The sequence below is a fragment of the Gilliamella sp. X-57 genome, assembly GCF_057063565.1.
The window spans coordinates 1-25,885 of record NZ_JBXSQI010000030.1 but is presented as its reverse complement, the minus strand read 5'-3'; the positions used below and the strand labels follow the sequence as shown (position 1 = coordinate 25,885).

General features: G+C 36.7%; 26 protein-coding genes, 2 pseudogenes and 1 CRISPR repeat array. Of the genes and pseudogenes, 8 read left to right on the top strand and 20 right to left on the bottom strand.

What is annotated here, in order from left to right:
* Positions 1–126 (top strand): annotated as a pseudogene (locus ACYIAL_RS11900) (IS5/IS1182 family transposase); the annotation flags it as partial.
* Positions 127–216: 90 nt separating this feature from the next.
* On the opposite strand, the gene ilvN reads toward ACYIAL_RS11900, so the two are convergent.
* Together ilvN and ilvI are read right to left on the bottom strand one after the other, a co-directional pair.
* Positions 217–711, bottom strand: coding sequence for an acetolactate synthase small subunit (gene ilvN, locus ACYIAL_RS11895; protein WP_174797118.1), 495 nt, complete (start codon positions 709–711; stop codon positions 217–219).
* Entirely contained in the window at positions 711–2,429 is a 1,719-nt protein-coding gene (gene ilvI / locus ACYIAL_RS11890; protein WP_483751795.1) for an acetolactate synthase 3 large subunit, read from the bottom strand. The genes ilvN and ilvI overlap by 1 nt, the downstream gene beginning before the upstream one ends.
* A 283-nt stretch (positions 2,430–2,712) precedes the next feature.
* Here ilvI and ygfZ point away from each other — a divergent pair, with 283 nt between their 5' ends.
* Positions 2,713–3,588, top strand: a complete 876-nt coding sequence (ygfZ, locus tag ACYIAL_RS11885; protein ID WP_483751794.1) for a tRNA-modifying protein YgfZ — start codon at positions 2,713–2,715, stop codon at positions 3,586–3,588.
* Between the two features lie 70 nt (positions 3,589–3,658).
* On the opposite strand, the gene ACYIAL_RS11880 is transcribed toward ygfZ, so the two are convergent.
* The 5 genes from ACYIAL_RS11880 to ppdD form a co-directional block, all read right to left on the bottom strand.
* On the bottom strand, positions 3,659–4,816 hold the full coding sequence (locus ACYIAL_RS11880) for a M20 aminoacylase family protein (RefSeq protein WP_483747275.1): 1,158 nt from the start codon (positions 4,814–4,816) through the stop codon (positions 3,659–3,661).
* A gap of 837 nt (positions 4,817–5,653) precedes the next feature.
* Positions 5,654–6,403, bottom strand: a complete 750-nt coding sequence (locus ACYIAL_RS11875) for a prepilin peptidase (protein WP_483751793.1) — start codon at positions 6,401–6,403, stop codon at positions 5,654–5,656.
* Positions 6,403–7,578: a protein transport protein HofC gene (hofC, locus tag ACYIAL_RS11870; protein ID WP_483751792.1), complete on the bottom strand. Its 1,176-nt coding sequence runs from the start codon at positions 7,576–7,578 to the stop codon at positions 6,403–6,405. The genes ACYIAL_RS11875 and hofC overlap by 1 nt, the downstream gene beginning before the upstream one ends.
* Positions 7,575–8,684, bottom strand: coding sequence for an ATPase, T2SS/T4P/T4SS family (locus ACYIAL_RS11865; protein WP_483751791.1), 1,110 nt, complete (start codon positions 8,682–8,684; stop codon positions 7,575–7,577). Before ACYIAL_RS11865 ends, hofC begins: the two co-directional genes overlap by 4 nt.
* A 40-nt stretch (positions 8,685–8,724) precedes the next feature.
* Positions 8,725–9,156, bottom strand: coding sequence for a prepilin peptidase-dependent pilin (gene ppdD / locus ACYIAL_RS11860; protein WP_065638689.1), 432 nt, complete (start codon positions 9,154–9,156; stop codon positions 8,725–8,727).
* A 200-nt stretch (positions 9,157–9,356) separates the two neighbouring features.
* Here ppdD and ampD point away from each other — a divergent pair.
* Together ampD and ACYIAL_RS11850 are read left to right on the top strand one after the other, a co-directional pair.
* Positions 9,357–9,896: pseudogene (gene ampD / locus ACYIAL_RS11855) on the top strand (1,6-anhydro-N-acetylmuramyl-L-alanine amidase AmpD); the annotation flags it as partial.
* The gene (locus tag ACYIAL_RS11850; RefSeq protein WP_483751797.1) at positions 9,885–10,202 is read left to right on the top strand and encodes a YqcC family protein; all 318 of its coding nucleotides are present in this window, start codon (positions 9,885–9,887) and stop codon (positions 10,200–10,202) included. The pseudogene ampD and the gene ACYIAL_RS11850, both read left to right, overlap by 12 nt.
* A gap of 64 nt (positions 10,203–10,266) precedes the next feature.
* On the opposite strand, the gene mltG is transcribed toward ACYIAL_RS11850, so the two are convergent.
* From mltG to ACYIAL_RS11835, 3 genes are all read right to left on the bottom strand, one after another.
* Positions 10,267–11,289, bottom strand: a complete 1,023-nt coding sequence (gene mltG / locus ACYIAL_RS11845; protein WP_483751790.1) for an endolytic transglycosylase MltG — start codon at positions 11,287–11,289, stop codon at positions 10,267–10,269.
* 7 nt (positions 11,290–11,296) lie between these two features.
* On the bottom strand, positions 11,297–12,382 hold the full coding sequence (gene alr / locus ACYIAL_RS11840; protein WP_483751789.1) for an alanine racemase: 1,086 nt from the start codon (positions 12,380–12,382) through the stop codon (positions 11,297–11,299).
* 209 nt (positions 12,383–12,591) lie between these two features.
* On the bottom strand, positions 12,592–12,921 hold the full coding sequence (locus ACYIAL_RS11835) for a nitrous oxide-stimulated promoter family protein (RefSeq protein ID WP_483751788.1): 330 nt from the start codon (positions 12,919–12,921) through the stop codon (positions 12,592–12,594).
* Positions 12,922–12,992: 71 nt separating this feature from the next.
* On the opposite strand from ACYIAL_RS11835, the gene ACYIAL_RS11830 reads away from it, so the two are divergent.
* Entirely contained in the window at positions 12,993–13,823 is an 831-nt protein-coding gene (locus ACYIAL_RS11830; protein WP_174797129.1) for a shikimate 5-dehydrogenase, read from the top strand.
* A 53-nt stretch (positions 13,824–13,876) separates the two neighbouring features.
* Here ACYIAL_RS11830 and ycaO read toward each other — a convergent pair whose 3' ends face one another.
* Positions 13,877–15,640, bottom strand: a complete 1,764-nt coding sequence (gene ycaO / locus ACYIAL_RS11825; RefSeq protein WP_483751787.1) for a 30S ribosomal protein S12 methylthiotransferase accessory factor YcaO — start codon at positions 15,638–15,640, stop codon at positions 13,877–13,879.
* A gap of 127 nt (positions 15,641–15,767) precedes the next feature.
* Between ycaO and ACYIAL_RS11820 the strand changes: the two genes are divergently transcribed.
* Complete coding sequence (locus ACYIAL_RS11820; RefSeq protein ID WP_483747283.1) at positions 15,768–16,124, top strand: DUF4282 domain-containing protein; 357 nt, start codon at positions 15,768–15,770, stop codon at positions 16,122–16,124.
* A gap of 97 nt (positions 16,125–16,221) precedes the next feature.
* On the opposite strand, the gene tsaD is transcribed toward ACYIAL_RS11820, so the two are convergent.
* The 4 genes from tsaD to coaE are packed head-to-tail and all read right to left on the bottom strand — an operon-like array spanning position 16,222 to position 18,850.
* Positions 16,222–17,247 (bottom strand): tRNA (adenosine(37)-N6)-threonylcarbamoyltransferase complex transferase subunit TsaD, encoded by a 1,026-nt coding sequence (tsaD, locus tag ACYIAL_RS11815; RefSeq protein WP_483747284.1) that lies wholly within the window; start codon positions 17,245–17,247, stop codon positions 16,222–16,224.
* Positions 17,247–17,465: a DNA gyrase inhibitor YacG gene (gene yacG / locus ACYIAL_RS11810; protein ID WP_065638697.1), complete on the bottom strand. Its 219-nt coding sequence runs from the start codon at positions 17,463–17,465 to the stop codon at positions 17,247–17,249. The genes tsaD and yacG overlap by 1 nt, the downstream gene beginning before the upstream one ends.
* A gap of 37 nt (positions 17,466–17,502) precedes the next feature.
* The gene (gene zapD, locus ACYIAL_RS11805; protein ID WP_483751786.1) at positions 17,503–18,240 is read right to left on the bottom strand and encodes a cell division protein ZapD; all 738 of its coding nucleotides are present in this window, start codon (positions 18,238–18,240) and stop codon (positions 17,503–17,505) included.
* A gap of 4 nt (positions 18,241–18,244) precedes the next feature.
* Positions 18,245–18,850: a dephospho-CoA kinase gene (coaE, locus tag ACYIAL_RS11800; protein ID WP_065638699.1), complete on the bottom strand. Its 606-nt coding sequence runs from the start codon at positions 18,848–18,850 to the stop codon at positions 18,245–18,247.
* A 254-nt stretch (positions 18,851–19,104) separates the two neighbouring features.
* Between coaE and lexA the strand changes: the two genes are divergently transcribed.
* On the top strand, positions 19,105–19,731 hold the full coding sequence (lexA, locus tag ACYIAL_RS11795) for a transcriptional repressor LexA (RefSeq protein ID WP_174797134.1): 627 nt from the start codon (positions 19,105–19,107) through the stop codon (positions 19,729–19,731).
* Between the two features lie 93 nt (positions 19,732–19,824).
* Positions 19,825–20,202, top strand: a complete 378-nt coding sequence (locus tag ACYIAL_RS11790; protein WP_483751785.1) for a hypothetical protein — start codon at positions 19,825–19,827, stop codon at positions 20,200–20,202.
* A 510-nt stretch (positions 20,203–20,712) separates the two neighbouring features.
* Here the strand turns inward: ACYIAL_RS11790 and ACYIAL_RS11785 are convergent.
* The 5 genes from ACYIAL_RS11785 to ACYIAL_RS11765 form a co-directional block, all read right to left on the bottom strand.
* The gene (locus ACYIAL_RS11785; protein ID WP_483751784.1) at positions 20,713–21,675 is read right to left on the bottom strand and encodes a hypothetical protein; all 963 of its coding nucleotides are present in this window, start codon (positions 21,673–21,675) and stop codon (positions 20,713–20,715) included.
* Positions 21,676–22,457: 782 nt separating this feature from the next.
* Positions 22,458–22,785: direct repeats of the CRISPR family, unit length 28 nt; unit sequence TTTCTAAACCGCCTATTCGGCGGTGAAC.
* A gap of 150 nt (positions 22,786–22,935) precedes the next feature.
* A complete protein-coding gene (locus ACYIAL_RS11780; RefSeq protein ID WP_483751783.1) occupies positions 22,936–23,769 on the bottom strand; it encodes a phage antirepressor N-terminal domain-containing protein in 834 nt (277 codons plus the stop codon).
* 53 nt (positions 23,770–23,822) lie between these two features.
* On the bottom strand, positions 23,823–24,596 hold the full coding sequence (locus ACYIAL_RS11775; protein WP_483751782.1) for a KilA-N domain-containing protein: 774 nt from the start codon (positions 24,594–24,596) through the stop codon (positions 23,823–23,825).
* Positions 24,597–24,836: 240 nt separating this feature from the next.
* Positions 24,837–25,406, bottom strand: a complete 570-nt coding sequence (locus ACYIAL_RS11770; RefSeq protein ID WP_483751796.1) for an IS3 family transposase — start codon at positions 25,404–25,406, stop codon at positions 24,837–24,839.
* A 33-nt stretch (positions 25,407–25,439) separates the two neighbouring features.
* Positions 25,440–25,885: integrase core domain-containing protein (locus ACYIAL_RS11765; RefSeq protein WP_483751271.1), on the bottom strand; the 446-nt coding region annotated here is incomplete at its 5' end.

The window sequence follows — 25,885 nt, the reverse complement described above, 5'->3', positions numbered from 1 at the left end:
GAGAATGCCTTTGCTAGAATCAAGCAATATCGTTCAATATCAACTAGATACGATAAGTTAGAAAGGAATTATGCCAGTATGGTATCACTGGCATTTATGTTAATGTGGCTGCCAATGTATTGTTGAGTAATTTATGTACAGAAAAGATCAACAGCCCCTAACATTAAGGCGCATTGTGCGCCTTAATGTTATTAAAAATGCTAATAATGAATATCGCTATTTAACTGTTTTTTCACTACGTGATAAACCAATAATCCCAGAGCGTACAGTTTCGATAATATTACAAGTTTCGCGAATTGAAGCTAAAAATGAGTCTAGTTTTTCACTCGTACCCGATAATTGTACGATGTAATGTGTTGCAGTCACATCGACAATCGATCCCCTAAAAATATCGGCACAACGTTTTACTTCGTCACGCGCATCAGAACCTTTTGCGGCAACTTTTACTAGCATGATTTCACGCTCTACATGTGGCCCTTCGGTTAAATCATGCACGCGATAAACATTAACCAATTTATGCAACTGTTTTTGGATCTGTTCAAGCACATGCTCATCACCCGTCGTTTGTATTGTCATACGATGCATAGTTGGGTCTTCAGTTTGCGCGGTGGTAATTGTTTCAATATTAAAACCACGTTGTGAAAATAAGCCAATTATTCTTGATAATGCGCCGGGTTCGTTTTCGGTTAAAATTGATAATATATAACGCATTAGGTTCTCTCCGTTTTACTAAGCCACATTTCGTTCATTGCGCCACCTCGTACTTGCATTGGGTACACATGTTCAGTAGCATCGGTCATGACATCAACAAAAACCAAACGATTTTTAATGGCTAATGCTTGTTTTAGTTTTGGTTCAAGTTCTTCACGCTTGGTTATAACCATTCCAACATGTCCATAAGCTTCTGCTATTTTGGCAAAATCTGGTAAAGATTCCATATAAGAGCTGGAATGCCGGCCTGCATAAATCATATCTTGCCACTGCTTAACCATGCCTAAAAAACGGTTGTTTAAATTTAACACCAGTACGGGCAAGCCATATTGCAATGCAGTTGATAGCTCTTGAATATTCATTTGAATACTGCCATCACCTGTTACGCACACAACGTTTTTTTTAGGGAATGCTAATTTAACTCCAAGCGCTGCTGGCAAGCCAAATCCCATGGTGCCAAGTCCACCCGATGTAATAAAGTGACGCGGTTTATCAAATGGGTAATAAAGTGCCGTGAACATTTGATGTTGCCCCACATCGGTTGCCACAAAGGCATCCCCTTTGGTCAATTTGTATAATACTTCAATGGCTTCTTGCGGTTTGATGCTTTCACCGTCATGACGATAAGCCAAACAGTGACGAGCTCGCCAATGTTCGATCTGCTTCCACCAATCGATCAACGCATCGAGATCTCGTTCGGCTAAGGACTCATCTAACATTGACAACATAGTTTCAAGAACCACCTTAGCATCACCCACCACCGGAATTGAAGCCAAAATGGTTTTAGAAATTGAAGTTGGATCGATATCAACATGAATAATTTTGGCTTTTGGACAATATTTTTCAACATTGTTGGTGGTTCGATCATCAAAGCGCGCACCGATTGCAAAAATCACATCAGCATTATGCATAGCCATATTGGCTTCATAAACCCCATGCATACCAATCATGCCAAGGTAATGTTTGTCGGTCCCCGGAAAGGCGCTAATGCCCATTAACGTTGAAGCAACAGGTAGATTGAGTTTTTCTGCAAGTGCTTTAATTTCGCTACTTGCGTCAGCAGCAATTACACCACCACCAATAAACAATACAGGCTTTTTAGCAGATAATAATGTGGTTAGGGCTTTTTTGATCTGTTTTTTATGGCCTTGAATAGTTGGATTATATGATCGCATTAAAACAGATTTTGGGTAGTGATAATTATATTTGTTAGCAGGATTGACAATATCTTTTGGCAAATCAATCACTACCGGTCCTGGTCTACCTGTCGAGGCGATATAAAACGCTTTTTTGATGGTTTCTGGAATATCTTTACTGTCTTTAACTAAAAAACTGTGTTTAACAATTGGGCGAGAAATGCCTATCATGTCACATTCTTGGAATGCATCGTTACCAATGAGATTACTGGGAACTTGTCCAGACAATATAACCAGCGGTACAGAATCCATATAAGCTGTTGCAATACCAGTAATGGTGTTAGTTGCCCCTGGACCTGATGTCACCAAAACAACGCCAACATCGCCTGTTGCTCTGGCATAACCATCAGCCATATGCACGGCAGCTTGTTCATGACGAACTAAAATATGTTCAATGCCACCTATAGTGTGAATAGCATCATAAATATCAAGAACACTACCACCGGGATAACCAAATATCTGTTTTACTCCTTGGTCAATCAAAGATTGAATAACCATCTCTGCGCCTGACAGTTTTGCCATGGTTGTTGCCTCCAATGTAACTGATTTGTCATTTTGTGAATCATTTTGCATCAACTTGTAAGCAAAATCAATAAAGTCAATTAGCTAAGTTCATTACAAATAATATTGAACACTCACAATATTAATTTTTGAAATATTATGAATGATATCCATAACCTATCAATTTTATTTAAATATTGCTGATTGATTTTATTGTTATTTTTTTATTTTTTATATACACTCAGCACCTAAGTATTTCTAGTCATAACAGTACTAGAATTCTTCATCACCCAAAGGTACCAATATGAGCAATATTTCATCTAAACCAACCTCACTTGCGGACTGGCAATTAGTTAAAGTTACTGGCGAGGATAACCGTATTTTTCTGCAAGGGCAAATAACCAATGACATTAACCGACTTTCAGAACAATCAACGCTCTATGCCGCTCATTGCGACAATAAAGGCAAAATGTGGAGTACTTTACTGTTATTTCAACGCGGTAACGATATTTACTATATTGAGCGTAAAAGCGTTGTAAAAAAACAAGTTGCCGAACTTGCAAAATATGCTGTTTTTTCTAAAGTGACTATCGAACCAGTCCAAGATTTAAATATGATCGGTTTGGTCGGTGATGCAATTCCCACAGCAATCGCTGAAAAATTAAGTGATATAAGCTGTTTAACTGAAAATAACATCACCTATATCAAAGTACCTTTACCAGAAATGCGGGTTATTATGGTCACGCCAGAACCTATTGCGGGTGATTCAAATCCATGCAGTGAGTGGTTAAAACTTGATTTGCAAGCAGGTTATCCTATTATTGATGATAATAATATGGCAATTTTATTACCGCAAGCCTGTAACTTACAATCTTATGATGCAATTAGCTTTGAAAAAGGCTGCTACTGTGGTCAAGAAATGGTCGCTAGAGCACAGTTTCGCGGTGCTAACACTCGTGGAATGTATGTAATAAAAGGCACTAGTGACGTTCTTCCTAAAATTGGCAGTACACTCGAATATAAACTTACTGGTGGTTGGCGAGAAGGTGGACTGGTATTAGCCGCAGCAAAACTTGATGACAAAGATGGCGTTTGTGTTCAAGTCGTATTGAATAATGGAATTGATTTAAATACGCCATTTAGAGTTTGTGGAAACGACAACAGTCGGATGACGTTTTAATTATTTTTTGACCAACAAGCTGGAATAACATCACGTTTATTCCAGCCGTCTTTGTGCCTATCGTTTTAACTTAGTTCGCAAGTTCTTGGTTAACAATTTCAATAAAATAGCTTACGCCAGTTGTTAACACTTCATCATTGAAATTAAAGGCTGGATTATGTAAGTTGGCTCCTTTACCTGCGCCTAGCCAAACGTACACACCCGGTATTTTTTGCAGCATAAAAGCAAAATCTTCTGATCCCATTGAAGGAAGAGGATCAATTATTACGTTATCTTGCCCGACGATTTTTTTAGCTGCAGTGATAGCGATATCGGCCTGTTTAGCATAATTAATCGTCGCTGGATAACGGCGTTGATACTCAACTTCAGCCTTGGCTTCAAATGTTGTGGCAATACCTGTTGCTATTTGTTTAATGCGACTTTCAGCCATATCTTGCACTTGGGCGCTAAATGTTCTAACCGTGCCTCGAATTACCGCTTCTTGCGGTAACACATTCCAAGTATCACCGCTGTGAATTTGCGTTACGCTAACGACTAACGAACTTAAAGGATCGGCATTACGACTGACAATGCTTTGTAAACCATTAACGATTTGTGTGGCAGTTAGTATCGTATCTTTGCCCAAATGAGGAGCTGCTGCATGAGCACCAACACCAGTTATTTTAATTTCAAAAACATCATACGAAGCCATCATAGGGCCATGGTTAATATAAAAGTGATTTAATTCCATATTAGGCTGATTATGAATGCCATACACCGCTTCAATTGGAAATCGTTCAAATAAACCATTTTCAACCATAACGCGTGCCCCGCCCTCGTTTTCTTCAGCAGGTTGAAAAACAACCACAACAGTACCCGCAAAATCACGATGTTCACTCAGATACTTAGCCGTGCCGAGCAGCATAGCAGTATGCCCATCATGACCACATGCATGCATTTTGCCATGCATGGTTGAGCAATAATCGATAGTATTTTCTTCAATAATATCTAATGCATCAATATCAGCCCGAAGCGCAATCCATCGCCCCTTTTGATTACCTTTAATAATGCCAACAACGCCCGTGGGTGCAAAATCAGTATATAATTCAGTAATACCAAACGATTGCAGTTTGTCGATAATAAATTTGGTGGTGTTAACTTCTTCGAAAGCGGTTTCGGGATGAGCATGAATATGATGGCGCCACGCGATCATGTCGCTTTTTAGTTGATTAATACTATTTGATATCATGAATGATTCCTTAATTAGTGACTGATTTACAGCATAACATACTGATTTAGCTAGTACTATAACGCGATTTCCACTTTTATAAAAATAACTAATTTTACTATGGATATCAATTTTAGTTATATGTTGCATAGATTGAACAAAATAATAACTTTATGCACTTTTAACACAATATTGATTAATAAAAATTGACTGAAACGTAAGGTTTCCTGAAACTTTTTAACAACAATTTCAAGTAACAATCATATGCATGAATTACTTGTGTTATTTACAGTAATTCAAGAAACGGTTGTAATAAATAGGCATCACACCGACTCTCAGACGAAAGATCTAGTCCTTATAGTATAAAGTAAAATCAACGTTCCCAATTGGGATAACTGTTTTATGTTGGTTATCCATTTATAACGCTAAAAGACCTCATAGACATTAAATATGGCTGATGCCATTGCATATAAAGCACGAAAACAGACTGCGTATTTTTCTACATGAGTAGTGTGCTCGCTATGGGGTATTTACACATCTGTTCACATTTTAGGCTCTACTTTTTGTAAAAAATATTCAGGATTCTATACCGTTTGGTGATTAATTTAGACTCCACTGTGTTTATTTGTTAAATAACGTATGATGGTCATTGTATCAATCAAAAATTCACAAAAATTACCAGCTCTCAAATTGCAAGCCTGATATGTACTTTAATGGCGATATAGCATAATTAGCACATAGTTAGCGAGTCAAAAGACAAAACACAAAACACAAAAGATTAAGCGATTTTCGACAAAGTGCCTTATAAGTTTTTAGTAGGTTACTTTAATCATAAAATGTAAACCAGCCGACTTTTCCCTACAAATAATAATAGATCACATAACCCGATATTAATAAAAAAGGACCAAATGGAATAATCTTTGTAAGATTTTGATTGAGCGCATATCGCAAAAAAAGATAATACACAATCCCCAATAACGAAGCAAAAAGTAACAATAGGGGTAATAATGTATAAGGTAGCCAAGCTCCCAATGCGGCAAGTAGTTTGATATCCCCACCGCCTAATCCCTCTTTTTTAGAGATTAAATAAAATAATGTGGCAGGTATTTTTAATAATAAATACCCCAAAAAAATGCCCAGTAAAGCGTCAGCTAACCCAAGGTTTGTTATGTTAAAATAGGCAAGCATAACACCTACCCACATCAACGGTTGTGTAAACATATCAGGTAATAAATAATATTTAAAATCAATGAACGCCAGCAGTAAAAAATAGCAACCAAGAAGCATTAAGATGTAACTTTGAAAATGCATACCTTTCTCGACATAGATTATAGTAAATAAACCAGCGACAAATAATTCAACACTAACATAGCGTAACGAAATCTTGGCATTGCAGTTATAACAACGACTTTTTAAGATAAACCAAGAAACAACTGGCAACAATTGCCAAAACTTAAGTTTATTATGACAATGTGGACAAGCGGATCGCTGAACGCTAATACAGCATAAATATTGAAATGTGGACATTGATGGCAAATAACGGCAATAAGCAACATAAACAAAACTCCCCATGCAAAGACCCAAACAGATGATCATAAACATTAGCATTAGTGAATCACCTCACCCATTTGAAAAATAGGCAAATACATCGCTACAATTAAACAGCCAATAATCAAAGCTAATATAAGCATTAACAATGGTTCAAAAGCTTGAGATAAATTATCAGTTAAGGTCTGATTTTGCTCTTGATAATAGGTTGCTAGCTTATCAAGCATTAAATCTAACGTGCCCGACTGTTCACCCACATGAATTAATTGTGAACATAAATTAGGAAAGTGTAATTGTTGATGCAATACATGACTAAATGAATGGCCTTGCTCAATACCAGCAATGATTTGCGAAATACTATCACGATAAAGACTGTAATAAGTAGTATTACCTGCCGCGGCTAAACCTGTTAATAACGGTATGCCTGCTTTTTGGGTAATTGCAATAGTTTGAAAAATTTGGGTTAAACAACTGGTTTGAATCACTTTTCCCATTAAGGGACATTTGATTACTATCGCTTCAATTTCACGACGATAGCGCACTTTAAAATAGCGTTGATAGCCAAAATAGCCGATAAAAAATACCGTGCACCAAATTAACCAACTTTGTTGTAAATAGTTAGAAAAATCGATAACCGATTGTGTGAAAGCGGGCAACTCGGCATCGAAATCCTGATAAATATCCGAAAATTTTGGCAAAACAAATAATAACATCACTAAACTGACGCTCATCGCTACAGATAATAAAAACAGCGGATAACGCATCGCTTTTTTTAGACTTTTTTGTAAGTTAATTGATTTTTCAAGTAATAACGCTAACTGGGCAAAACTTTCATCAAGTTGTCCTGTTAGCTCTCCGGTTGCAATAATCTCGCAATACAGCACAGAAAACACCGAGTGATGTTGCTGTAATACTTGAGATAAAAATTCACCTTTAGCAATTTGCTGTTTAATATCAAGTAGCAGATATTGCCAGTGCGGTTTAGTCTGTTCTTGAGCAAGCAACTGTAATGTATCAATGATGGATAACCCAGCCTTTAACATGGTCGCTAATTGTTTAGTAATGATCAGCAGATCGGCACGATTAAAACTGTGTGCGGTAATAATATTGCCTGCTTTAATTTTAATGGCGATTTTACCTTGCAACAATAACTGCCGTTTAACAGCTTGTGAAGATTTAGCAATGATTTTGTGCTGGTTAAAATCTAAATCATACCAATAATAAAGCCTTTTCATTGCGTATTACCTAATACACGGTTTAATTCAGCTAGTGTTGTCATGCCTTGTTTAACTAATTTTTGCCCAGCCGTTTTTAACGAAGTCATATTCGCCGGAAAAACAACTTGATTAGCTAATATTTGTTTTTGCATGTCAGGCGTAATAACTAAAAGTTCGTATAATCCAACCCGTCCTTTATATCCACCAATACACTTTAGACAGCCCGAAGCTACATAATGTGGCACTTGTTCGTTGTCTAACTTAATCTGTTCACTTGCCACCACCTTGCAGTGAGAACACAATTTTCGTACTAGCCGCTGGGCGATGACTAATTTTAAACTTGATGAAAGTAGATAATTTTCAATACCCATTTGATTTAAGCGAGTTATTGCCTCGACACTCGAATTAGTATGCAAAGTTGATAGAACTAAATGCCCTGTCTGCGCAGCTTGAATAGCAATTTCGGCAGTTTCACGATCACGAATTTCACCTATCATCATCACATCGGGATCTTGTCGTAATAAGGCTCGTAATACAACAGCAAATGTCAAACCAGCCTTAAGGTTGATAGCGGTTTGATTAATGCCCTCAAGGGGAATTTCAATAGGGTCTTCAACACTACAAATATTACGCTCGGTTTTATTTAACCGTTTTAATCCGCTATATAATGTAACTGTCTTACCACTGCCGGTGGGTCCGGTAACTAAAATCAATCCTTGTGGGTAGTCCAAAATTTGCTTGAATGTTAAAAGGTCAGCGTCAGTTAAACCCAAATCATTTATTGTTAGTTCAGATTCATGATTATCCATTACTCTTAAGACAATTTTTTCACCATTCATTACGGGTAAAGTTGCCATACGCATTGTGTAACGGTCAATAACCAATTGCCCATCTTGTGGCAATCGATGCTCAGCAATATTTAACTTTGACATAATTTTTAATCGGGCTGTTATCTGTTTGGCTAGTGCAAGCGGTGGCGATAACATATCATGCAAAACTCCATCAATGCGCATGCGAATACGGTAACTGTGTTGATAAGGTTCAAAATGAATATCTGAAGCGCGCTTATCTAATGCTTCAAGCAGCAATTTATCAATACTTTCAATTAACTGTTCTTCTTGCATAATAACACTTCCTTATCCATTAACGATTAAATGATGAAGTTTAAAATTTGAAAATATCTTCACAAGCACTGGTTAAACTGGCATCGACTGGCGATGTGGTGCAAACGCGATTCCAATCTAAATTACCATGCGTGGCATTAATTGTTGGTGTCAGTGTGGTGGTTAACCCTGCTAAAGCACTAGTTCCAACTAAGGTAATCACGCCGTTATTGACCGTAATTGATGTTACATAGTTAGATGTTCGGCTTGCTGGTACTCCATTATTACCATTGCTACAATTGGCTAAACTACCTTGCTCAACAGCACAAATTTCGACAGCCGTTTTATACGTTGTCATGGTTTGCAGCATATCAGTCAGTGCGGCTTTTTTAACATATCCTTGATATGCAGGCACACCAATAGCCGTTAAGATAGCAATCACAATAATGGCAATCATAAGTTCAAATAACGTAAAGCCAGATTGATTAGACATAAATACCTCGATAGTTTCTGTCAATGATTTAACACAAGGCTTTATAGCAAAACAAAAAAATGGAATAATAGCGAAGTAGTAAATTTGGAAATAAAAATCCATTACGCAATTCATTATTACGTTGTATGCTCAATTTTCGCGAAGCAGATCGCAAAACAAACAAATCCATACATCGGTTTATTAGATAAGTTGGAGTCAATATGTCCCTAAGAATTGTTAACGGTTGGTTACAAGGTATAAAACAAGTCGTTTCACCTTTTTATAATGAACGGCCAGCCAATAAACCGATTTCGTTACTTGTTATCCATAATATAAGCTTACCGCCCAATCAATATGGGGGACCTTATGTTGAACAATTATTTACAGGTCAACTCAATCCTAACAAGCATCCGTACTTTGCTTCAATTTATCAACTTGAAGTCTCAAGCCATCTGTTTATTCGACGTGATGGCGAAATCATTCAATTTGTACCATTTGATAAACGCGCTTGGCATGCGGGGAAATCTGTATTTGCAGGACAAGATAATTGTAACGATTTTTCAATTGGTATTGAAATGGAAGGATGCGATAGTGACAACTTTACCAAACAACAATATCAGCAATTAGCGAATGTGACGTTATTATTACAACAAACTTATACGATCCAAAACATCACTGGCCACAGCGATATTGCCCCAGATCGTAAAACAGATCCTGGCCCCTGTTTTGATTGGCAATATTATCGAAGTTTGTTAGCGAAAAAATCACAAGAACAAAAGCTACTCAATCAAATTGAGCAAATTATTGCAGAGTTACAAAAAATCAATTTATGGCAAATCACACCGCCAAAACCTGATGCCTTTTTAAGTCAACAACCCTTTGCGCTTGACACCATGCAAGCACACGAATGGTTGCAATGGATTTTTATTCCTCGAATGCAAGCACTCATTGATGCCAAAGGTAATCTCCCTAAATTTGCTCTGCATCCTTATTTTGAGGAAGCGCTAAAAGAGCAAGATGTTAATCATCTACTACATCTTATTAAGCAACTTGATGAATTAGCATAAATTAATCACAAAAAATTACCGCATAACTATGCGGTAATTGTTGATTTTAATTTATTTTTTAAGCCTAATGTCCATTGCTGGTTATTCGGCGATACTCACTTACTGCTTGCTGGTGGTTGCCATAAGTGCTCGAGAATGTGTGTCCACCCGTGCCATTCGCGACAAAAAACAGATAATTGGTTTTAGCTGGGTGTGCTGCCGCCTCTAATGAAGCAAGGCTAGGCATTGCAATTGGTGTTGGCGGTAATCCATCAATAACATAGGTATTATAGGGATTTTCAGTATCGGTTAAATCAACGCGTCTAATCGTGCCTTTATAGTTATCACCTAAACCATAAATAATTGTTGGATCAGTTTGCAACTTCATTTTGGCATTTAAGCGATTAACAAATACCGAAGCTACATTAGCACGTTCAGAACTAACTCCAGTTTCTTTTTCAATGATTGATGCAATAATTAGTAATTCATAAGGTGATTGATAAGGGAGATTACTATCGCGATTATCCCAGATTTTTTGTAGATTACTTTTCATCGTCATATGTGCACGCTTTAAGATATTAATATCTAAAGTGTCTGCGGTATAAAGGTAAGTATCTGGTGATAACCACCCTTCAATCGATCCTTCAATACCTAATAACTTAGCAATTTCTTCGTCTGTTTTGCCTAATAAAGTTTGCTGAATATAGGGTGTATTTTCAATCACCTTCAACCAATCTTTAGCACGCTTACCTTCAACAAATTGAATTGAAAAATTGCTCTCTTTACCTGACACGAGCAATTGCAAAAATTCTTCAACTGTCATATGCGGGTGTAATTGGTAAGTTCCTGCTTTGATGGATCTTAATGATGGATTTAACTTACACAAATAAGGAAGCAAATAAGCTCTTTGCATTAATTGACTTTCTTTAATTTGCGCAACTAACTGGTACATGGATGTTCCTTTTTTCAAAACAAACATCTGGTTTTCGGTGGTGACTTGCATTTGCTGTTTCGAAAACTGTTGTAAAAAATAATAACCAATACTGATCGAACCACCCACAATTAATATCAGGGTAAGTAAAGTGTATAAAAATATTTTTTTAATCATAATTTATTTATCTACTATAGTGGATTTTTGCGCGTGAAGTTAAGCGTGTGATTAATTCGTAAGCACTAATACCCGTGTGCTTAGCGATTTCTTCAACGGGAAGTTCGGGTCCCCAAAATATGACTTCATCTCCAGGTTTTTCAAGGCTGTTTATACCCAAATCAACCACAATCATATCCATTGAAACTCGGCCAACAATGGGCACTTTACGGCCATTAATCAAAACGGGGGTATTTTGCGGAATATTGCGTGGATAGCCGTCACCATAGCCCATCGCAACGACACCTAATTGAGTCTCTTGCAAACTACACCAAGTCTGACCATAACCAACCGATTCGCCTTGTTTATGCTTTCGAACTGCGATTAATTCGGATTTAAATGTCATGGCAGGCTGTAGCTCGGCAATTGGTGAAGCAAAAGGAGAAACGCCATATAAAGCAATGCCTTGACGCACAACATCACGCTGAGTATTTGACCATGCCAATGTACCACCCGATGCGGCAATTGAACATTTGCCAATGAGTGACTTGTCATCAATTGACGCAATAAACTGATCAAACAATTCAAGTTGCTTTAGCGTTTGAGCAGAAGTAAGCTCATCAGCCGAACTAAAATGACTCATAATATTGATGGGCTTTCGAACCACAGAGCAACTGGCTAAGCGATAAAATTCATCTTTGGCTTCATCAAGACAAAAGCCGAGCCGATGCATACCGGTATCAAGTTTAAACCATGTAGTAATTTGATCTTCAAGGGGGAATGATAGCAATGCATCAATTTGCCATTTGCTGTGAATGGCGGGCTGAATATTAAAATCAATCAAATTATCTATATTATCATGCAGAAAAAATCCTTCCAAAGCTATAATTGGGGTATTAATACCCTTATTCCGTACTAATATTGCCTCGGATAGTCGCGACACACCAAAATAATCTACTCTATCACTTAACAACTGCGCAATTCCCTCGATACCATGCGAGTAAGCGTTGGCTTTAATAATTGCAACTAGCTGACTATCAGGGGCTATTTTTTTGAGGTATTCAAGATTATGAATAACTGCTTGACGATTGACTTCAACAACTGCGATAGACATTTCTTGGATCCAAACTCTTATCAAATGGTTATTGTAAATTTTGTTTTCAATAATAACAAATTTTTCTTAGTATACAAATCGGTTGAAATTCGATGCAATTTTAAGCATGAGTATTTTTAATTAAATAAATTGACTAAATTCTAATATCAACTTAATGATAATTGACCATACATTTTGTGTTTTGCCACATAAAAATCGTTAATAATAAGTTATTTGTTCACCAAATTCTTATAAAGATGCCTAAAGGCCATAATGGGGTGGTAAATCATCATTCTAGGACCAGCATAACGCATAACTTGTTTGATTTTTTGTTTATAATCTTTGCGATAACAATGTTTAGGACAACGCTCACACGTTGTTTTGGCTTCACCAAAACGACACATTGTTAAACGTTGCATAGCATATTGCAATAGATCATTACATTCATTACATAACTGGTGGCGTGAGGTATGATGCTTTTGATGACAATATAAAAAAATCATTGCGCTCACTGTCGATTTTTCTTGCTGAATTTTAGGACCGGTATTGTTTGCAACCATAATGACATACACATTAATAAAGAAAGTGGTAAAATAAAATCATCAAACTATGATTACAAGGATTTATTGTAATGGCAAGAATTATCAATAAAGATACGACTGTTTGCATGTCCCTTTCAGCCAGACCAAGCAATTTCGGTACTCGCTTTCATAATTATTTGTATGAAAAACTCGATCTTAATTACTTATATAAAGCCTTTACTACCAATAATTTAAAAGATGCAATTTATGGCATTAAAGCCTTAGCGATTCGAGGTTGCGCCATTTCAATGCCTTATAAAGAAGCTTGCATTGAGTTTATTGATGAATTAGACGATTCGGTAAAATCTATTCAATCAGTCAATACTATTGTTAACACCAATCATCATTTAAAAGCCTATAATACTGATTATATTGCAGTTGCTAAGCTCATTACAGAAAATAAAATCGATAATACAACGCCATTTGTGTTAAAAGGCAGTGGCGGTATGGCTAATGCGGTGATTGGTGCTTTTTATGATGCAGGATTTAAAAATGGCATGATTATCGCACGTAACCAAGCAAAAGGCGAAGCGTTAGCCAAACGCTACGGTTATAAATGGGTCAAAGATGAACAAGACATATTGCCAAAGCAAGCCAAACTAATTATTAATGTGACCCCAATTGGTATGCATGGAGGCATTGAAGCAAAAGAGCTCGCATTCCCCTCAACCATGATAGAAAATGCTGATATTGTGTTTGATGTGGTTGCATTACCCGTTGAAACACCAATGATAAAATATGCCCAAAAGCTAAACAAAACGATTATTTCAGGTGCCGATGTCGCGGTGATTCAGGCTCTTGAACAATTTGTGTTATATACTGGCGTAATCCCCAGTAAAGAATTGGTAAAACAAGCAGGTGAATTTGCAAGGCAAGGCTAAATATTATTATTCATTCCACCGAGTATATCGGTGGAATTTAAACAAATAGATTATCACATCACCTGATGTAATTTGTTATACACAGCTAATAATTTCTGATGCATAGCAAATTGTTCTAAATTATCATTAGTCGTTTTATCGGCCGTAGCAGAATCTGCCAAGCCAAAAAATGTTTTTTCGCCATTAGCATATTGCCACATATCGTCAACACAAGCTTGACCATACATTTTATTAAATGCTATTTGATAGTTGTTAAACTGTTTTTTGTCACGTTGCAAAATAAAATTAACCAACGTTTGCAAGCAACGATAAGCGTGATTACGTGCTGGGGTAAATATAGACTCATTCATTTCAACCGTCCAATCAATCCATTGTTGTGCTTGCACTAAGTCTTTACCTGCCAATGCCAACATTGCTTTTAATTCACCAACGCGCAATGTAAACCAAGCATTATCGTTACCGGTTGCAATGCCAAGCAGTTCACGAACGCGTGCATAATCATCAAGACCTTCGTCATCAAGTTGTTCAATAATGGCTAGGTATTGTTTAGCAGTGCGTTTTTGATAAGGTAACGACAAAATAAGATCACGCAGACCAATTGCCATATTGCTATTGGCAATTAAAAGATCTTCAGGGGGATAAATTTCAGACATGCCAACAGCCAAAATTCGGCAAGCATAAACACCAAGATGCTCATAGTCCATAATTAACACTTCAGTATTGTGGCGTGTAAAAATAGCCATTAAATTAGCAAATTCTTGCTCAGTCGTGCCCGAAAAATCCCAATCGACAAATTCATAATCAGCTTGCTCATTAAACAGATCCCATGAAATCAAACCGCTTGAATCAATAAAATGCGTTTCTAAATTGCTAAGATCAGCAATATCATCATTATCAAAACTTGGTGGTGAAAACACATCCAGATCTTTTAAACTGCGCCCTTGTAATAGCTCAGTCACAGTTCGTTCAAGTGCAACGCCAAAATTTGGATGTGCACCAAACGATGCATAACATGTTCCATTTTGCGGATTAAACAACACCACACAAATAACCGGAAACTCACCGCCTAATGAAGCATCAAAACAATAAAGTGGAAAGCCTTCGCTTTCAAGCGCATTAATGGCTGCCAAAACCGCTGGATAGCGATGAATAACCTCGGTTGGAATAATCGGTAAGCTAATAGCCTCGGCAATAATTTTATTTTTGGTATAACGTTCAAAAATTTCCGATAACCCTTGTACTCGCGCTTCATTACGGGTATTTCCTGCTGACATACCATTAGATGCATATAAATTAGCAATTAAATTAACAGGCACATAAACCGTTTGCTTGTCAGACTGTTGCTCAAACGGTAATGCACAAATGCCACGCTCGCCATTACTTGATTGTAGATCAATTAAATCAGTTGCCCTTAACTCATGATCGGGATCATAAAACTTAAGGAGTTTTTGAGATAATAACCCTTTAGGGAGGGAATTATCTTCAGGAATAGAAAACCATTTTTCGGACGGATAATGCACAAAATCAGCATTTGCAGCCTTTTTACCCAAATAAAAATCTGAAAAAAAGTAATTGGTTGATAATCGCTCAAAATACTCTCCCAAGGCCGATGCTAACGCTGCTTTTTTACTTGCACCTTTACCATTAGCAAAACACAGTGGGCACTTTGTATTTTGAATATGTACTGACCATACATTGGGCACAGGATTGAGCCAAGAAGCTTCTTTCACTTCTAAATCATATTTTGCTAATTGTTGCTGAAAATAGTTAATGGAATCTTCAAGGGCAGCATCTTTGCCTGGAATATAAGTTTTCATAAGTTAATCTCAAAATAATTTTATGTTATAATTGTTGCGCTTTACCGCTTTCAAGAATTTATCACTTTATACGCAAATATAAAAAAATAGAAGTAATAAAATTAATCCACCTAAATAAGGAAATAAAATGAACAAAAAAATAGATTTTAAAGATCTTACCATTAAAGATTTTTTCTTCTTTAATAAAATGTTAACACCTTCTTTTATCACTATCGTGTATTGGATCGCATTAGTTCTTATTGGCATTAGTGCGCTCACTATGATATTAGGTAGTTTTGCTGCATTTGCTTATAGTTTCACTATGGGTTTAGTTGCTTTTTTTACTGGCATTATTACCTTGATTGTAGGCTTTATTTCAACTCGTATTGGTTTTGAATTGATTTGTGTACTATTTAATATTAATCACAATATTCAAAAATTAGCTAACGAAAACACAGATTCCGAAAAACAAGAAGAATCTTCTAGCACCAATACTGTTAATTAATATCATTGATTTAACTATATAGGCAAAAAAGCGGGAACTGATTCCCGCTTTTTTTGCTTTTATTTTAATCAACATGTTTTTAAATCAAAATAATCGGTTAACCAGCATTAAGCTCGCTAAGTGGCCATCTTGGCCTAACATTAATTGCTAAATCTGAATACTGCCTCGCTTTTAAATGAATCATACCCGCATAGGCAATCATGGCCCCATTATCGGTACAAAATTCGAGTCGTGGATAATAAACTTGTCCTTTACGCTGACGCATCAGCTCAGTTAACCTATTACGCAGTGTTTGATTGGCGCTTACTCCACCAGCTATCACTAAATTTTTAAATCCAGTTTGATCAAGAGCTCGTCGCGATTTAATCACTAACGTATCAACCAAAGCATCTTCAAAAGCTCTAGCAATATCGGCTTGAGTCTGCGTATCAATCATATGATTATCACTATGTTGATGAATGATATTGGCAGCGGCTGTTTTAAGACCTGAAAAACTAAAATCCAGCCCAGGTCGATCGGTCATTGGTCGAGGAAAATGGAACCGATTCCCATTACCGTGCTCAGCTAATTTCGACAATTTAGCCCCTCCGGGATAATCTAAACCAAGCAATTTTGCTGTTTTATCAAAAGCTTCTCCTGCTGCATCGTCAATGGATTCACCAATAAGTTCATATTGACCAATACCCATTACACTAATAAGCTGTGTATGTCCGCCCGAAACTAATAATGCCACAAAGGGAAATTCGGGTGGATTATCTTCAAGCATAGGAGCTAACAAATGCCCCTCCATATGATGGACTGCAACTGCGGGAACATCCCAAGCATAAGCCAGCGAACGCCCAATCGATGCACCAACCATTAAAGCACCAATTAAGCCTGGACCTGCTGTATAAGCCACACCATCAATATCTGCTGGCAGCAAATTTGCTTCTTTTAATGCTGCTTGAATTAAGGGTACGGTTTTACGAATATGATCGCGTGATGCAAGCTCAGGCACTACACCACCATAATCAGCATGTAACTTAATTTGCGAATAAAGCTGGTTTGCAAGCAAACCATTGGTATCATCATAAATGGCAATACCAGTTTCGTCGCACGAGGTTTCAATACCTAAAATCTTCATTAATGTTTACCTGCAAAATCGGTAAGATCTTCTTCACTCCAAAGATCTTGTTCGGTGATGTCTTTATCGGCAATGCGATGTTCTTCGGTTGCCCAATCACCTAAATCAATAAGCTGGCAACGTTTGCTGCAAAATGGACGATAAGGACTCTCTTTGCTCCATTCAACTTTTTTTTGACAAGTTGGACAATTAACAAATGTGACTGTATTTTTATTCATTTCAACTCTTTTTTTCAAAAATCAGCATTTAACGTCATTAGCAACAAGCTAACTCAAATTCAATGCCATCGTTATTAACGTTATCACTAGCATCAAGCGGTAAGAACCGAATGCTATAGCGTGACATATGACCAGACACTTGGGGATAGACATTTTTATCTAACGAAACCCGAATACGAATCAAATTAACATCACCACTCGTTTCTTGAAAAAAATTATTAGAACAAATAAATGGCTTAAACTCACCCATTTGTCTAATTAACTGCATATAACATGTTAGAGATTTATCAAGAATTGACAGGTGTTGTAACCAATTTTTAACTTGAATATTGCGTCTTTCTTGCGGGATTTTGAGCCATAAATGGAACGACGGCAAATCAAAACTACAACATCCACCAGGGATCGTTAAACGTTGACGAATAGCAGTGATAAAACGGTCTTCTTTCAATGGCTGTCCTAAGCGCATTGTCACATAAAATTGAGCTAAAAACTCATCAAACTGGTGGATCAAACTGTTAAGCAAATCATAGTCAACACCAGTGAACGTTAGCCACAAGGTTAACTTTTGTTTTTGTGATTCAAGCTCTTTCATCAGATCGCTTTTAACATCGTTACGTTCAATAATTTCTAACAACTCGGACAGTGCATGAAAAAAAATCAACGCATTATTTTGATCTAAATGGCAATGCGTATGTAATTGATTTAATAAAAATTCAATACGAAGCCAAGTGCGCATTTTTTCGTTTAATGGATGTTCAAAAATAATATTACTCATCTATCTAAATCTTACCATTAAAGTTATCTAAGTATTGTTGATGCAATAAATTAACTTGTGCCGTTAGCGATACCAAATTGTCATCATTGACAATAATATCATCCGCATAAGATAAACGCTTTTTTAAAGACACTTGCGACAATATCATCTTTTTCGCTAATGATTCGCTAATATTATCTCTTTTTACTAATCGCGCCAATTGTAGCGACTCTGGAGCATCGATGATCAGCACCCGATCGGCTAAAGTATGCAAATTGTTTTCAATCAATAACGGCACAACCCAAATCACATAGATTGAGCTTTGCATCGCAATTTGTTTTTGAGTTTCTTGTTGAATAATAGGATGCAACAAATGATTAAGCCAAAGTCGTTCATGGTCATTATTAAATATAATTTCACGTAGCTGACTGCGATCAAGTTCACCATTAGCGAGCAAAATTTCTTGACTAAAATGCTTAACAATTTGATTAAACGCATCACTACCAACTTGCACAACTTGCCTTGCAATAAGGTCGGCATCAATAACTGGCACACCTAATTGGGCAAACAAATCGGCAATGGTGCTTTTACCGCTGGCAATCCCGCCACTGAGCGCAACAACATAAGGCATAAGGCAAATTCCAATCTAATAAAAAATTAGGTTATTATAGCATATAAGTATGTTGATTAAATAATGCAAAATACTGGCAGTAGTTTAGTTATTAATTCGCATCAAGTGGAGAAAATTACTCATCCAATTACCCTATAATAACCACAATGTAAAAAATTTATCGTCAAATGAAAAATAAATTAAATAAAATAGTTGTTTTATATCATTAGCTGTATATAATCACATATATCTGTATATAAAAACAGGAATAAGTAATGAGACCGTTAACCGAACGTCAACAACAAATTTATAATTTAATAAAAGACAACATCCAAACCACCGGCATGCCACCCACTCGTGCCGAAATTGCTCAAAAATTAGGATTTCGTTCCGCTAACGCAGCTGAAGAACATCTTAAAGCGCTTGCCAAAAAGGGCGCGATCGAAATGATCGCAGGCTCATCGCGCGGAATTCGTCTTTTGCTTGAAAGCCCTGTTGAGCAAAATGAACTAGAGGGATTACCGCTTATTGGGCAAGTCGCAGCGGGTTCGCCAATATTAGCGCAAGAGCATATCGAAAGTCATTACCAAGTCGATCCATCACTATTTAAACCCCATGCTGACTTTTTATTAAGAGTACACGGTATGTCAATGAAAGACATCGGCATATTAGATGGTGATTTATTGGCTGTACATAAAACCCAAGATGTTAAAAACGGTCAAGTTGTGGTGGCTCGCATTGATGACGAAGTTACCGTTAAACGACTGTCACGCAAAGGCAAGCACGTTCACCTAATTGCCGAAAACAAAGAGTTCTCACCTATCGAAGTTGATTTAGAACAACAAAATTTTGCCATTGAAGGACTCGCTGTTGGTGTTATTCGTAACAGTTCTTGGATATAAATTTATGGTGTAAATATACACAATTACAAGCATATAGATGTATAGGCAAAGTTAGTATAAAATAACAGTTAACTAACTGTGTGGGAGATGACTATGTGGCTATTTTGGTTATACGAATGTTTAGGGCTTATTGCAGTTATAGTGCTCATTTATGGATACTGCCGTTTTAGAGGGATAGGATTTTGGTCCTTTATTTGGAAGTATTTAAAATGGGTCACTTTAGCCGTACTCATTGTTTGGTTAGCTATTGCATTGCTTTGCCGAGGGGATTTATACAATGCAGCTCATTGCTATTTTAGAGGTGAAAGTATGCATGCAAACACCAAATATTCTATCTTTTTAGGCGAATGTCAAGTTGAAACACCTAGTGGCAGTTATGTTCCTATTGAACGAGCTAGAGCGTTACCAGGCTCAAGTCACCATGATGATAACGACAGCGACTCAACAAACGAGTTTTATCCTGTTAATTAGCACATTAGCAAATCAATAGAACTACTAAAAATCCAGCAAATGTTATCGCAATTGCTGGATTTTTTATTTTAACCAGTTGAACAATAATATAATGAATAAATAGAAGAATGTGTAAATCATCAGATAAATTAATTGTTTTACCCATTAACCTGCTAAAAAACCATACAACGCTATTCTAAATTTTTAAACCCAAAAATGAACGTAAAGCTCACACGTTTATTGATAACACTAGCAGAAAAAACCATACCCAATGATTTGGTCAAGTTTTTTAACGTGCTTGATTATGGGCTTTAAATTAAATCCTAATAATTGATTCATAATATAAAATGAATGATTATAGGCTTTTAAAAAATCTCTCTTAAAAATATAATCGGATTTTCACTTAATGTTCATTTTTGCTCAATTTCTATTGTTACGCTTAATTAGTAATTTTTTATGATTTCGCTTGCTTTTTTAATTGCTTATCCTTTATTTGTACCATAAGTTCGACCGCGACTTAAGGACTAAAAGCTAAGGTATGGTGCAAATAGCATCATTATCGCCGTCGTAAAAATTTTCGTTTTTTCTGGTTCCAGAAATCCCGCCAGTATCGATCTCCAGCCTGAACCTTCTGTTATCTAACTCATCGCTTACCCAGGCGTCGGAGTAAAAGCCCGCGCCGGTGTACATCAGTATGGAGCCCCAATCCGCCAAAAGGCCTGCCCCTATTCGACGTTCGACTGAATTACTAGATGACGATGGTGTGGCGGTGACGATTCCTTGACAGTTGTATATGGCGTCTCTTGGGGAACACACCGAATTAGTCAAGTCCCTAGCCTGTGACAGGCGGTAACCTAAACGACTACACCAAGATATTTGCTCGGGTTGGCTTTTCCGTCCATCCCCTCGGGTCACAAACCACTTCTGCAACACAAATCCATATTTTACTACCTCATTACCCTCTCTATCTTTACCCACTAACTCAAAGGTCCGTGGTAATCTTGGCTTAGCAATGGGACTCGGATAAGAATTATACCATTGTCTCCTTGCCTCTGGACCTGTTAGCGTAACGCGCATAAATATATATGAATTGAAAAATTCGTCCTTATCCAGAATATGATCACTCCAACTACTACTACTCCACTGTAGCCAAGCCCAACTATCCCTTGCTGCTATCTTTTTCACTGTAGCGGTGATTCCTTCATGCGTGACTGGCGACCATGTCAATTCATCTTCATCTATATCTCCATATATGATTAAATCAAAATACAATCCATCAGCCCCTGTAGTTGGAAAATTAAACGCATATGATGCGGGATTGAAGTCTTTAACGATGAATCCCGCATCCCATTGGAAGACATCCGCGGGACCGCTTCCGCTAAGTTCTGTAGTAACAAATTTGACGATACCCCATTGTGTCCAAGGTAATATTATGGCATCACTGCGGTTAACACCTCGACTATTTAATGCCAGCGAATGCCATGAAAACAACAAAAATACTACCGCCAACGCCAACGAAATTTTTTGGGATAATGTTGATAGTAATTTGAGAGATAACTTCGAGGATATCAACGAGGCAAGAGTAAAAATTCGTCTGATGCGTCTATTTGATAAATTTAAGACATAGGTTTGCCAGGTTTGGTGTTTGGTGTTTGGTGTTTAAAATGATAATGCATTATGGTTCACCTGTCAAGTAAATTATTGTTTTATTTATCCTTTTTGCGTTCATTCGCTTATTAAATAATCCTTTTTTAAGTTGATGAAAGTATAACCATAAAAAAAAAGCTTGGCTAGTTTTTTTGGGGGATTTTTGGTAAAAATTATTTAGGTGTGACTTCGATTCAGTTTATGGAAAGATTGAAGATATTGAAATTTATTGTTTTTATATAAAAAACAATAAAATAAAAAATAAATAAAATCAATATGTTATATAACAGTTTTTTGCCTGATATTGAGTTTTTTTGGTGGCTGGAGCAGTGTTTTCGGACGTTTTATTCATTTGGTGTAAAAAATTGCTACTGTGATAACGTCTGAATAAGGGGATTTTGTGTAAAATTCCCCAATATTATTTATATCATCCATAATACTTATCTTTTCAATACCATCTTCGCTTTACTGAGATGTTCAAATGTGTTCCTGACAAAGCATAGCCTCGCTAAACTTTTCTGTTTGGCATGCTGACCTCACTCTTTTGTCGGCGCATTCTGACGCCGGAATAAGACAAATAAAATAATCTCTTATTATTATGGTTTTATAGTTGTCGAGTTAATTTTATATGCATTAACCACCTATTCGGCGGTGAACTTAACTCCAGCCCGAGCTGCTTCGATATTATTTTTCTAAACCGCCTATTCGGCGGTGAACATCGGTGTATTTGAAACAATTCGCGAAGTAAATTTCTAAACCGCCTATTCGGCGGTGAACGTCCTTGGTGATTCTGCGGGCGGTGCGATTTGTTTCTAAACCGCCTATTCGGCGGTGAACCAACAGCATTAGCAGCACACATAGTTAATATTTTTCTAAACCGCCTATTCGGCGGTGAACCTATAACAACATATTCACCGTTTTTGATTCTATTTCTAAACCGCCTATTCGGCGGTGAACTAGATTATATCAAAGATATCATATTGTTTTAACTAAAATTCAGCCATTTTTTCGAAAATAACCCTTTTTTCTAGCGCTAAAATTAATCTATATTTTTCAATGAATTAAAAAAGCGATTAAAAAAAGGGTTGTGATGCATAACGGGAACTTTTAATTTAGATAATCAATATCAGCAGCAAAATTTATTATTTTTGATTTTGAGCCGATATCTATTTCACTGCGAATAAAATTAAGTGATAAACCAATATTTACTTGAATTTTATTTAATGCAGATGAAAAGTTATAGTGCAAAGCAGGACTATTTTTATTTAGAAAATCGGAAAGCGTATCATTATATAAATCGAATACCTTATAATAATATTCTTGTATTGTTGCTAAGTAGTTATACTGACGCTTTAGGTTATCAATGTTAATCGATTTAAAGTTTCTCATGCTTACACCACCCAACCACTTAATAGCCTCGTCAAATTTGCTAGCAGGCAAATCTTGGTAACGTGGTATCTTAAATTGCTGATGAAACTTTGAATAAACAGCCTGATGTCTTTCACCTGTTCGATAAACTCGCTCGTTGACAGCTTGTTGGATCGCTTGTTGTTGCTCGGGTGAAATTGTATTAGGAAACTGTTGCGCTACTTTTGGCATAAAGTGGTTATAAAGTACATCGAAACATTCTAATTGATATTGTTCAAGTGTTGCCCTAATTTCTGGTTTTACTCGACTTGTTTCAATACCGAATAGCCAGCCGTTAATCAGTGAGATTGGTAGGCAAACGTACTCTTGTAAACCTTGTTTTGAAGGTGTGGTCATCATGACCATACCTGAGCTTAATACTTGATGTCGCTTGATTCTTTTAAGCTGAGCAGCCCAATCTAACCCGATATTTTCACACACAGGTTTCATTGCAATATAGGGTTTATCTTGGTGATTAAGAACGATTAATTGTTGATTGTGAAACTGAATTGTTTCTAATTTTGTGTTTGACATACTATATCCTCGTAATTACCCCCTTTTTAGAGGGCTTATAATTTGTTAATTGGTTAAGCGATTTCTTTATTAATAAGATGATTTTTGATTACATCTATTGCTTTTTCGTTATATCTAAAAGTTTCAACTTGTTTATCAGAAGAACGTGACTTATCGAGTACGAAAATTCCATAGTCTTCTGTTTTTAAGTTGAGCTTATTAGCTATACGACCAATTTTGTTCGAAGATACGCCGAGTAAATCCCCAACCTCACTAGCTGAAAATGTTTTGTTTTCAAGCTTGGGAAGTGGAATGACATTTTTACCTGCAATCGGATTAATTGTATCTGCATAGATAGCTTGCTTAGACTGTTCGCTAAGGTGCGGCAGATTGCTAAACATCTTATCTAATGCTCTGACTGACAATTCTATCGCCTTAGCTTGTCGATATTCAGGTAAGTAAGATTTAAAAGGCTTTTGAATGTTTTTCAATTCACCTTTTTTATAGTCTAAAAATACTTGATTTACCATTAACTGAAATTTTGGACTCATCCAACCTGCGTAAGATACTGCTAAAAGTTCGTGGGCGAAAGTACCAGAAGAAATACCACCTTTGATTGTGTTGATTAAATTTTGACCTAAGCCCGTAGAAGGGCTTTGACTTTTTTCTAATTCAGCAATTAGCTCTTTTGTTGGTTGTGAAGCTAACCATTTGCTTGGTCTTTTGTGATCGCCCAATCCACTAGCTTTATGTAGCGCATTAAGATTATATCGACCTTGCTCATCGGTTGTGATAGAGATTCCTGCTATTACTGGACAATTAGAGTTGTTTATATTACTATTATTCATGAGTTTTCCTTATTTAGTGTGTGGTTAACTTGATTTGGGCTTTGGCTGTTGGCGCAGTTAAAGCCTTTAGTTTTTTAGATGCCTGCAATTTTCTTTTCCTCCTCTGTTAATGACTGCTTTACTCTATTTACAAGCTCTTGGCTCATTGTTCTATCATTCATTACCGCTAATACCTCAAGCGCAGTTTTAAGGCTTACAGGTGTAAATATCCCAAACTTAGTACAAGATTCAAGTAGAAAATCATGCTGCTTGTTTTAGTGTTTTATACTCAATCGGTGTCATGTTATTTAATGCCTCATGCGGTCTTTCGGTGTTATAAATCGTTAACCATTCTTCGGTTATTCTCCTTGCTTGCGCTAAGTTGTTAAAAAGATATAAATCGAGTACTTCAGTACGATAGGTACGATTAAATCGTTCAATATAACCATTTTGATATGGGCTACCGGGCTGGATATAATCAATGTTTATACCATGTAACTTTGCCCAGTTTATAAAGGTTTTTCCTGTAAATTCTGGCCCATTATCGACTCGTATTTTTAATGGATACCCATGATATTCGGCCAGTTTATCTAAGTAACGGGTAACTCTCCCTGCCGGTAAGCTTACCGCAATATCAATGCCTAGCGCCTCACGATTAAAGTCATCGATGACATTGAATGTCCTAAAGCGACGCTGATTACGACTACTGTCACTCATAAAATCCATTGACCAACATTCACCTTGTTTATTGGGCGCTAATAGCCTTTCTGGGCTTCGTGAAGGAATGCGCTGTTTACGCTTTACCCTGAGATTAAGCTTTAATTTGTAAATACCCCAAACCTAGTACACAACTCACGTAGAAAATCATGCTGCTTGTTTTAGTGTTTTATACTCAATCGGTGTCATGTTATTTAACGCCTCATGCGGTCTTTCAGTATTATAAATCGTTAACCATTCTTCGGTTATTCTCCTTGCTTGTGCTAAGTTGTTAAAAAGATATAAATCGAGTACTTCAGTACGATAGGTACGATTAAATCGTTCAATATAACCATTTTGATAAGGACTACCGGGCTGGATATAATCAATGTTTATACCATGTAACTTTGCCCAGTTTATAAAGGTTTTTCCTGTAAATTCTGGTCCATTATCGACCCGTATTTTTAATGGATACCCATGATATTCAGCCAGTTTATCTAAGTAACGGGTAACTCTCCCTGCCGGTAAGCTTACCGCAATATCAATGCCTAGCGCCTCACGATTAAAGTCATCGATGACATTGAATGTCCTAAAGCGACGTTGATTACCACTAC

Excerpts from the sequence above, each read along its gene's own strand:
- ACYIAL_RS11820 (WP_483747283.1), top strand. The coding sequence starts at position 15,768 with ATGAACAAAAAAATAGATTTTAAAGATCTTACCATTAAAGATTTTTTC.
- hofC (WP_483751792.1), bottom strand. The coding sequence starts at position 7,578 with ATGAAAAGGCTTTATTATTGGTATGATTTAGATTTTAACCAGCACAAA.
- coaE (WP_065638699.1), bottom strand. The coding sequence starts at position 18,850 with ATGCCTTATGTTGTTGCGCTCAGTGGCGGGATTGCCAGCGGTAAAAGC.
- mltG (WP_483751790.1), bottom strand. The coding sequence starts at position 11,289 with ATGATTAAAAAAATATTTTTATACACTTTACTTACCCTGATATTAATT.
- tsaD (WP_483747284.1), bottom strand. The coding sequence starts at position 17,247 with ATGAAGATTTTAGGTATTGAAACCTCGTGCGACGAAACTGGTATTGCC.
- ACYIAL_RS11835 (WP_483751788.1), bottom strand. The coding sequence starts at position 12,921 with ATGGTTGCAAACAATACCGGTCCTAAAATTCAGCAAGAAAAATCGACA.
- zapD (WP_483751786.1), bottom strand. The coding sequence starts at position 18,240 with ATGAGTAATATTATTTTTGAACATCCATTAAACGAAAAAATGCGCACT.
- ACYIAL_RS11790 (WP_483751785.1), top strand. The coding sequence starts at position 19,825 with ATGTGGCTATTTTGGTTATACGAATGTTTAGGGCTTATTGCAGTTATA.
- ACYIAL_RS11880 (WP_483747275.1), bottom strand. The coding sequence starts at position 4,816 with ATGATATCAAATAGTATTAATCAACTAAAAAGCGACATGATCGCGTGG.
- lexA (WP_174797134.1), top strand. The coding sequence starts at position 19,105 with ATGAGACCGTTAACCGAACGTCAACAACAAATTTATAATTTAATAAAA.
- ACYIAL_RS11780 (WP_483751783.1), bottom strand. The coding sequence starts at position 23,769 with ATGTCAAACACAAAATTAGAAACAATTCAGTTTCACAATCAACAATTA.
- ycaO (WP_483751787.1), bottom strand. The coding sequence starts at position 15,640 with ATGAAAACTTATATTCCAGGCAAAGATGCTGCCCTTGAAGATTCCATT.
- alr (WP_483751789.1), bottom strand. The coding sequence starts at position 12,382 with ATGTCTATCGCAGTTGTTGAAGTCAATCGTCAAGCAGTTATTCATAAT.
- ACYIAL_RS11830 (WP_174797129.1), top strand. The coding sequence starts at position 12,993 with ATGGCAAGAATTATCAATAAAGATACGACTGTTTGCATGTCCCTTTCA.
- ACYIAL_RS11865 (WP_483751791.1), bottom strand. The coding sequence starts at position 8,684 with ATGCAAGAAGAACAGTTAATTGAAAGTATTGATAAATTGCTGCTTGAA.
- ppdD (WP_065638689.1), bottom strand. The coding sequence starts at position 9,156 with ATGTCTAATCAATCTGGCTTTACGTTATTTGAACTTATGATTGCCATT.
- ilvN (WP_174797118.1), bottom strand. The coding sequence starts at position 711 with ATGCGTTATATATTATCAATTTTAACCGAAAACGAACCCGGCGCATTA.
- ACYIAL_RS11775 (WP_483751782.1), bottom strand. The coding sequence starts at position 24,596 with ATGAATAATAGTAATATAAACAACTCTAATTGTCCAGTAATAGCAGGA.
- ACYIAL_RS11875 (WP_483751793.1), bottom strand. The coding sequence starts at position 6,403 with ATGCTAATGTTTATGATCATCTGTTTGGGTCTTTGCATGGGGAGTTTT.
- ygfZ (WP_483751794.1), top strand. The coding sequence starts at position 2,713 with ATGAGCAATATTTCATCTAAACCAACCTCACTTGCGGACTGGCAATTA.
- yacG (WP_065638697.1), bottom strand. The coding sequence starts at position 17,465 with ATGAATAAAAATACAGTCACATTTGTTAATTGTCCAACTTGTCAAAAA.
- ilvI (WP_483751795.1), bottom strand. The coding sequence starts at position 2,429 with ATGGCAAAACTGTCAGGCGCAGAGATGGTTATTCAATCTTTGATTGAC.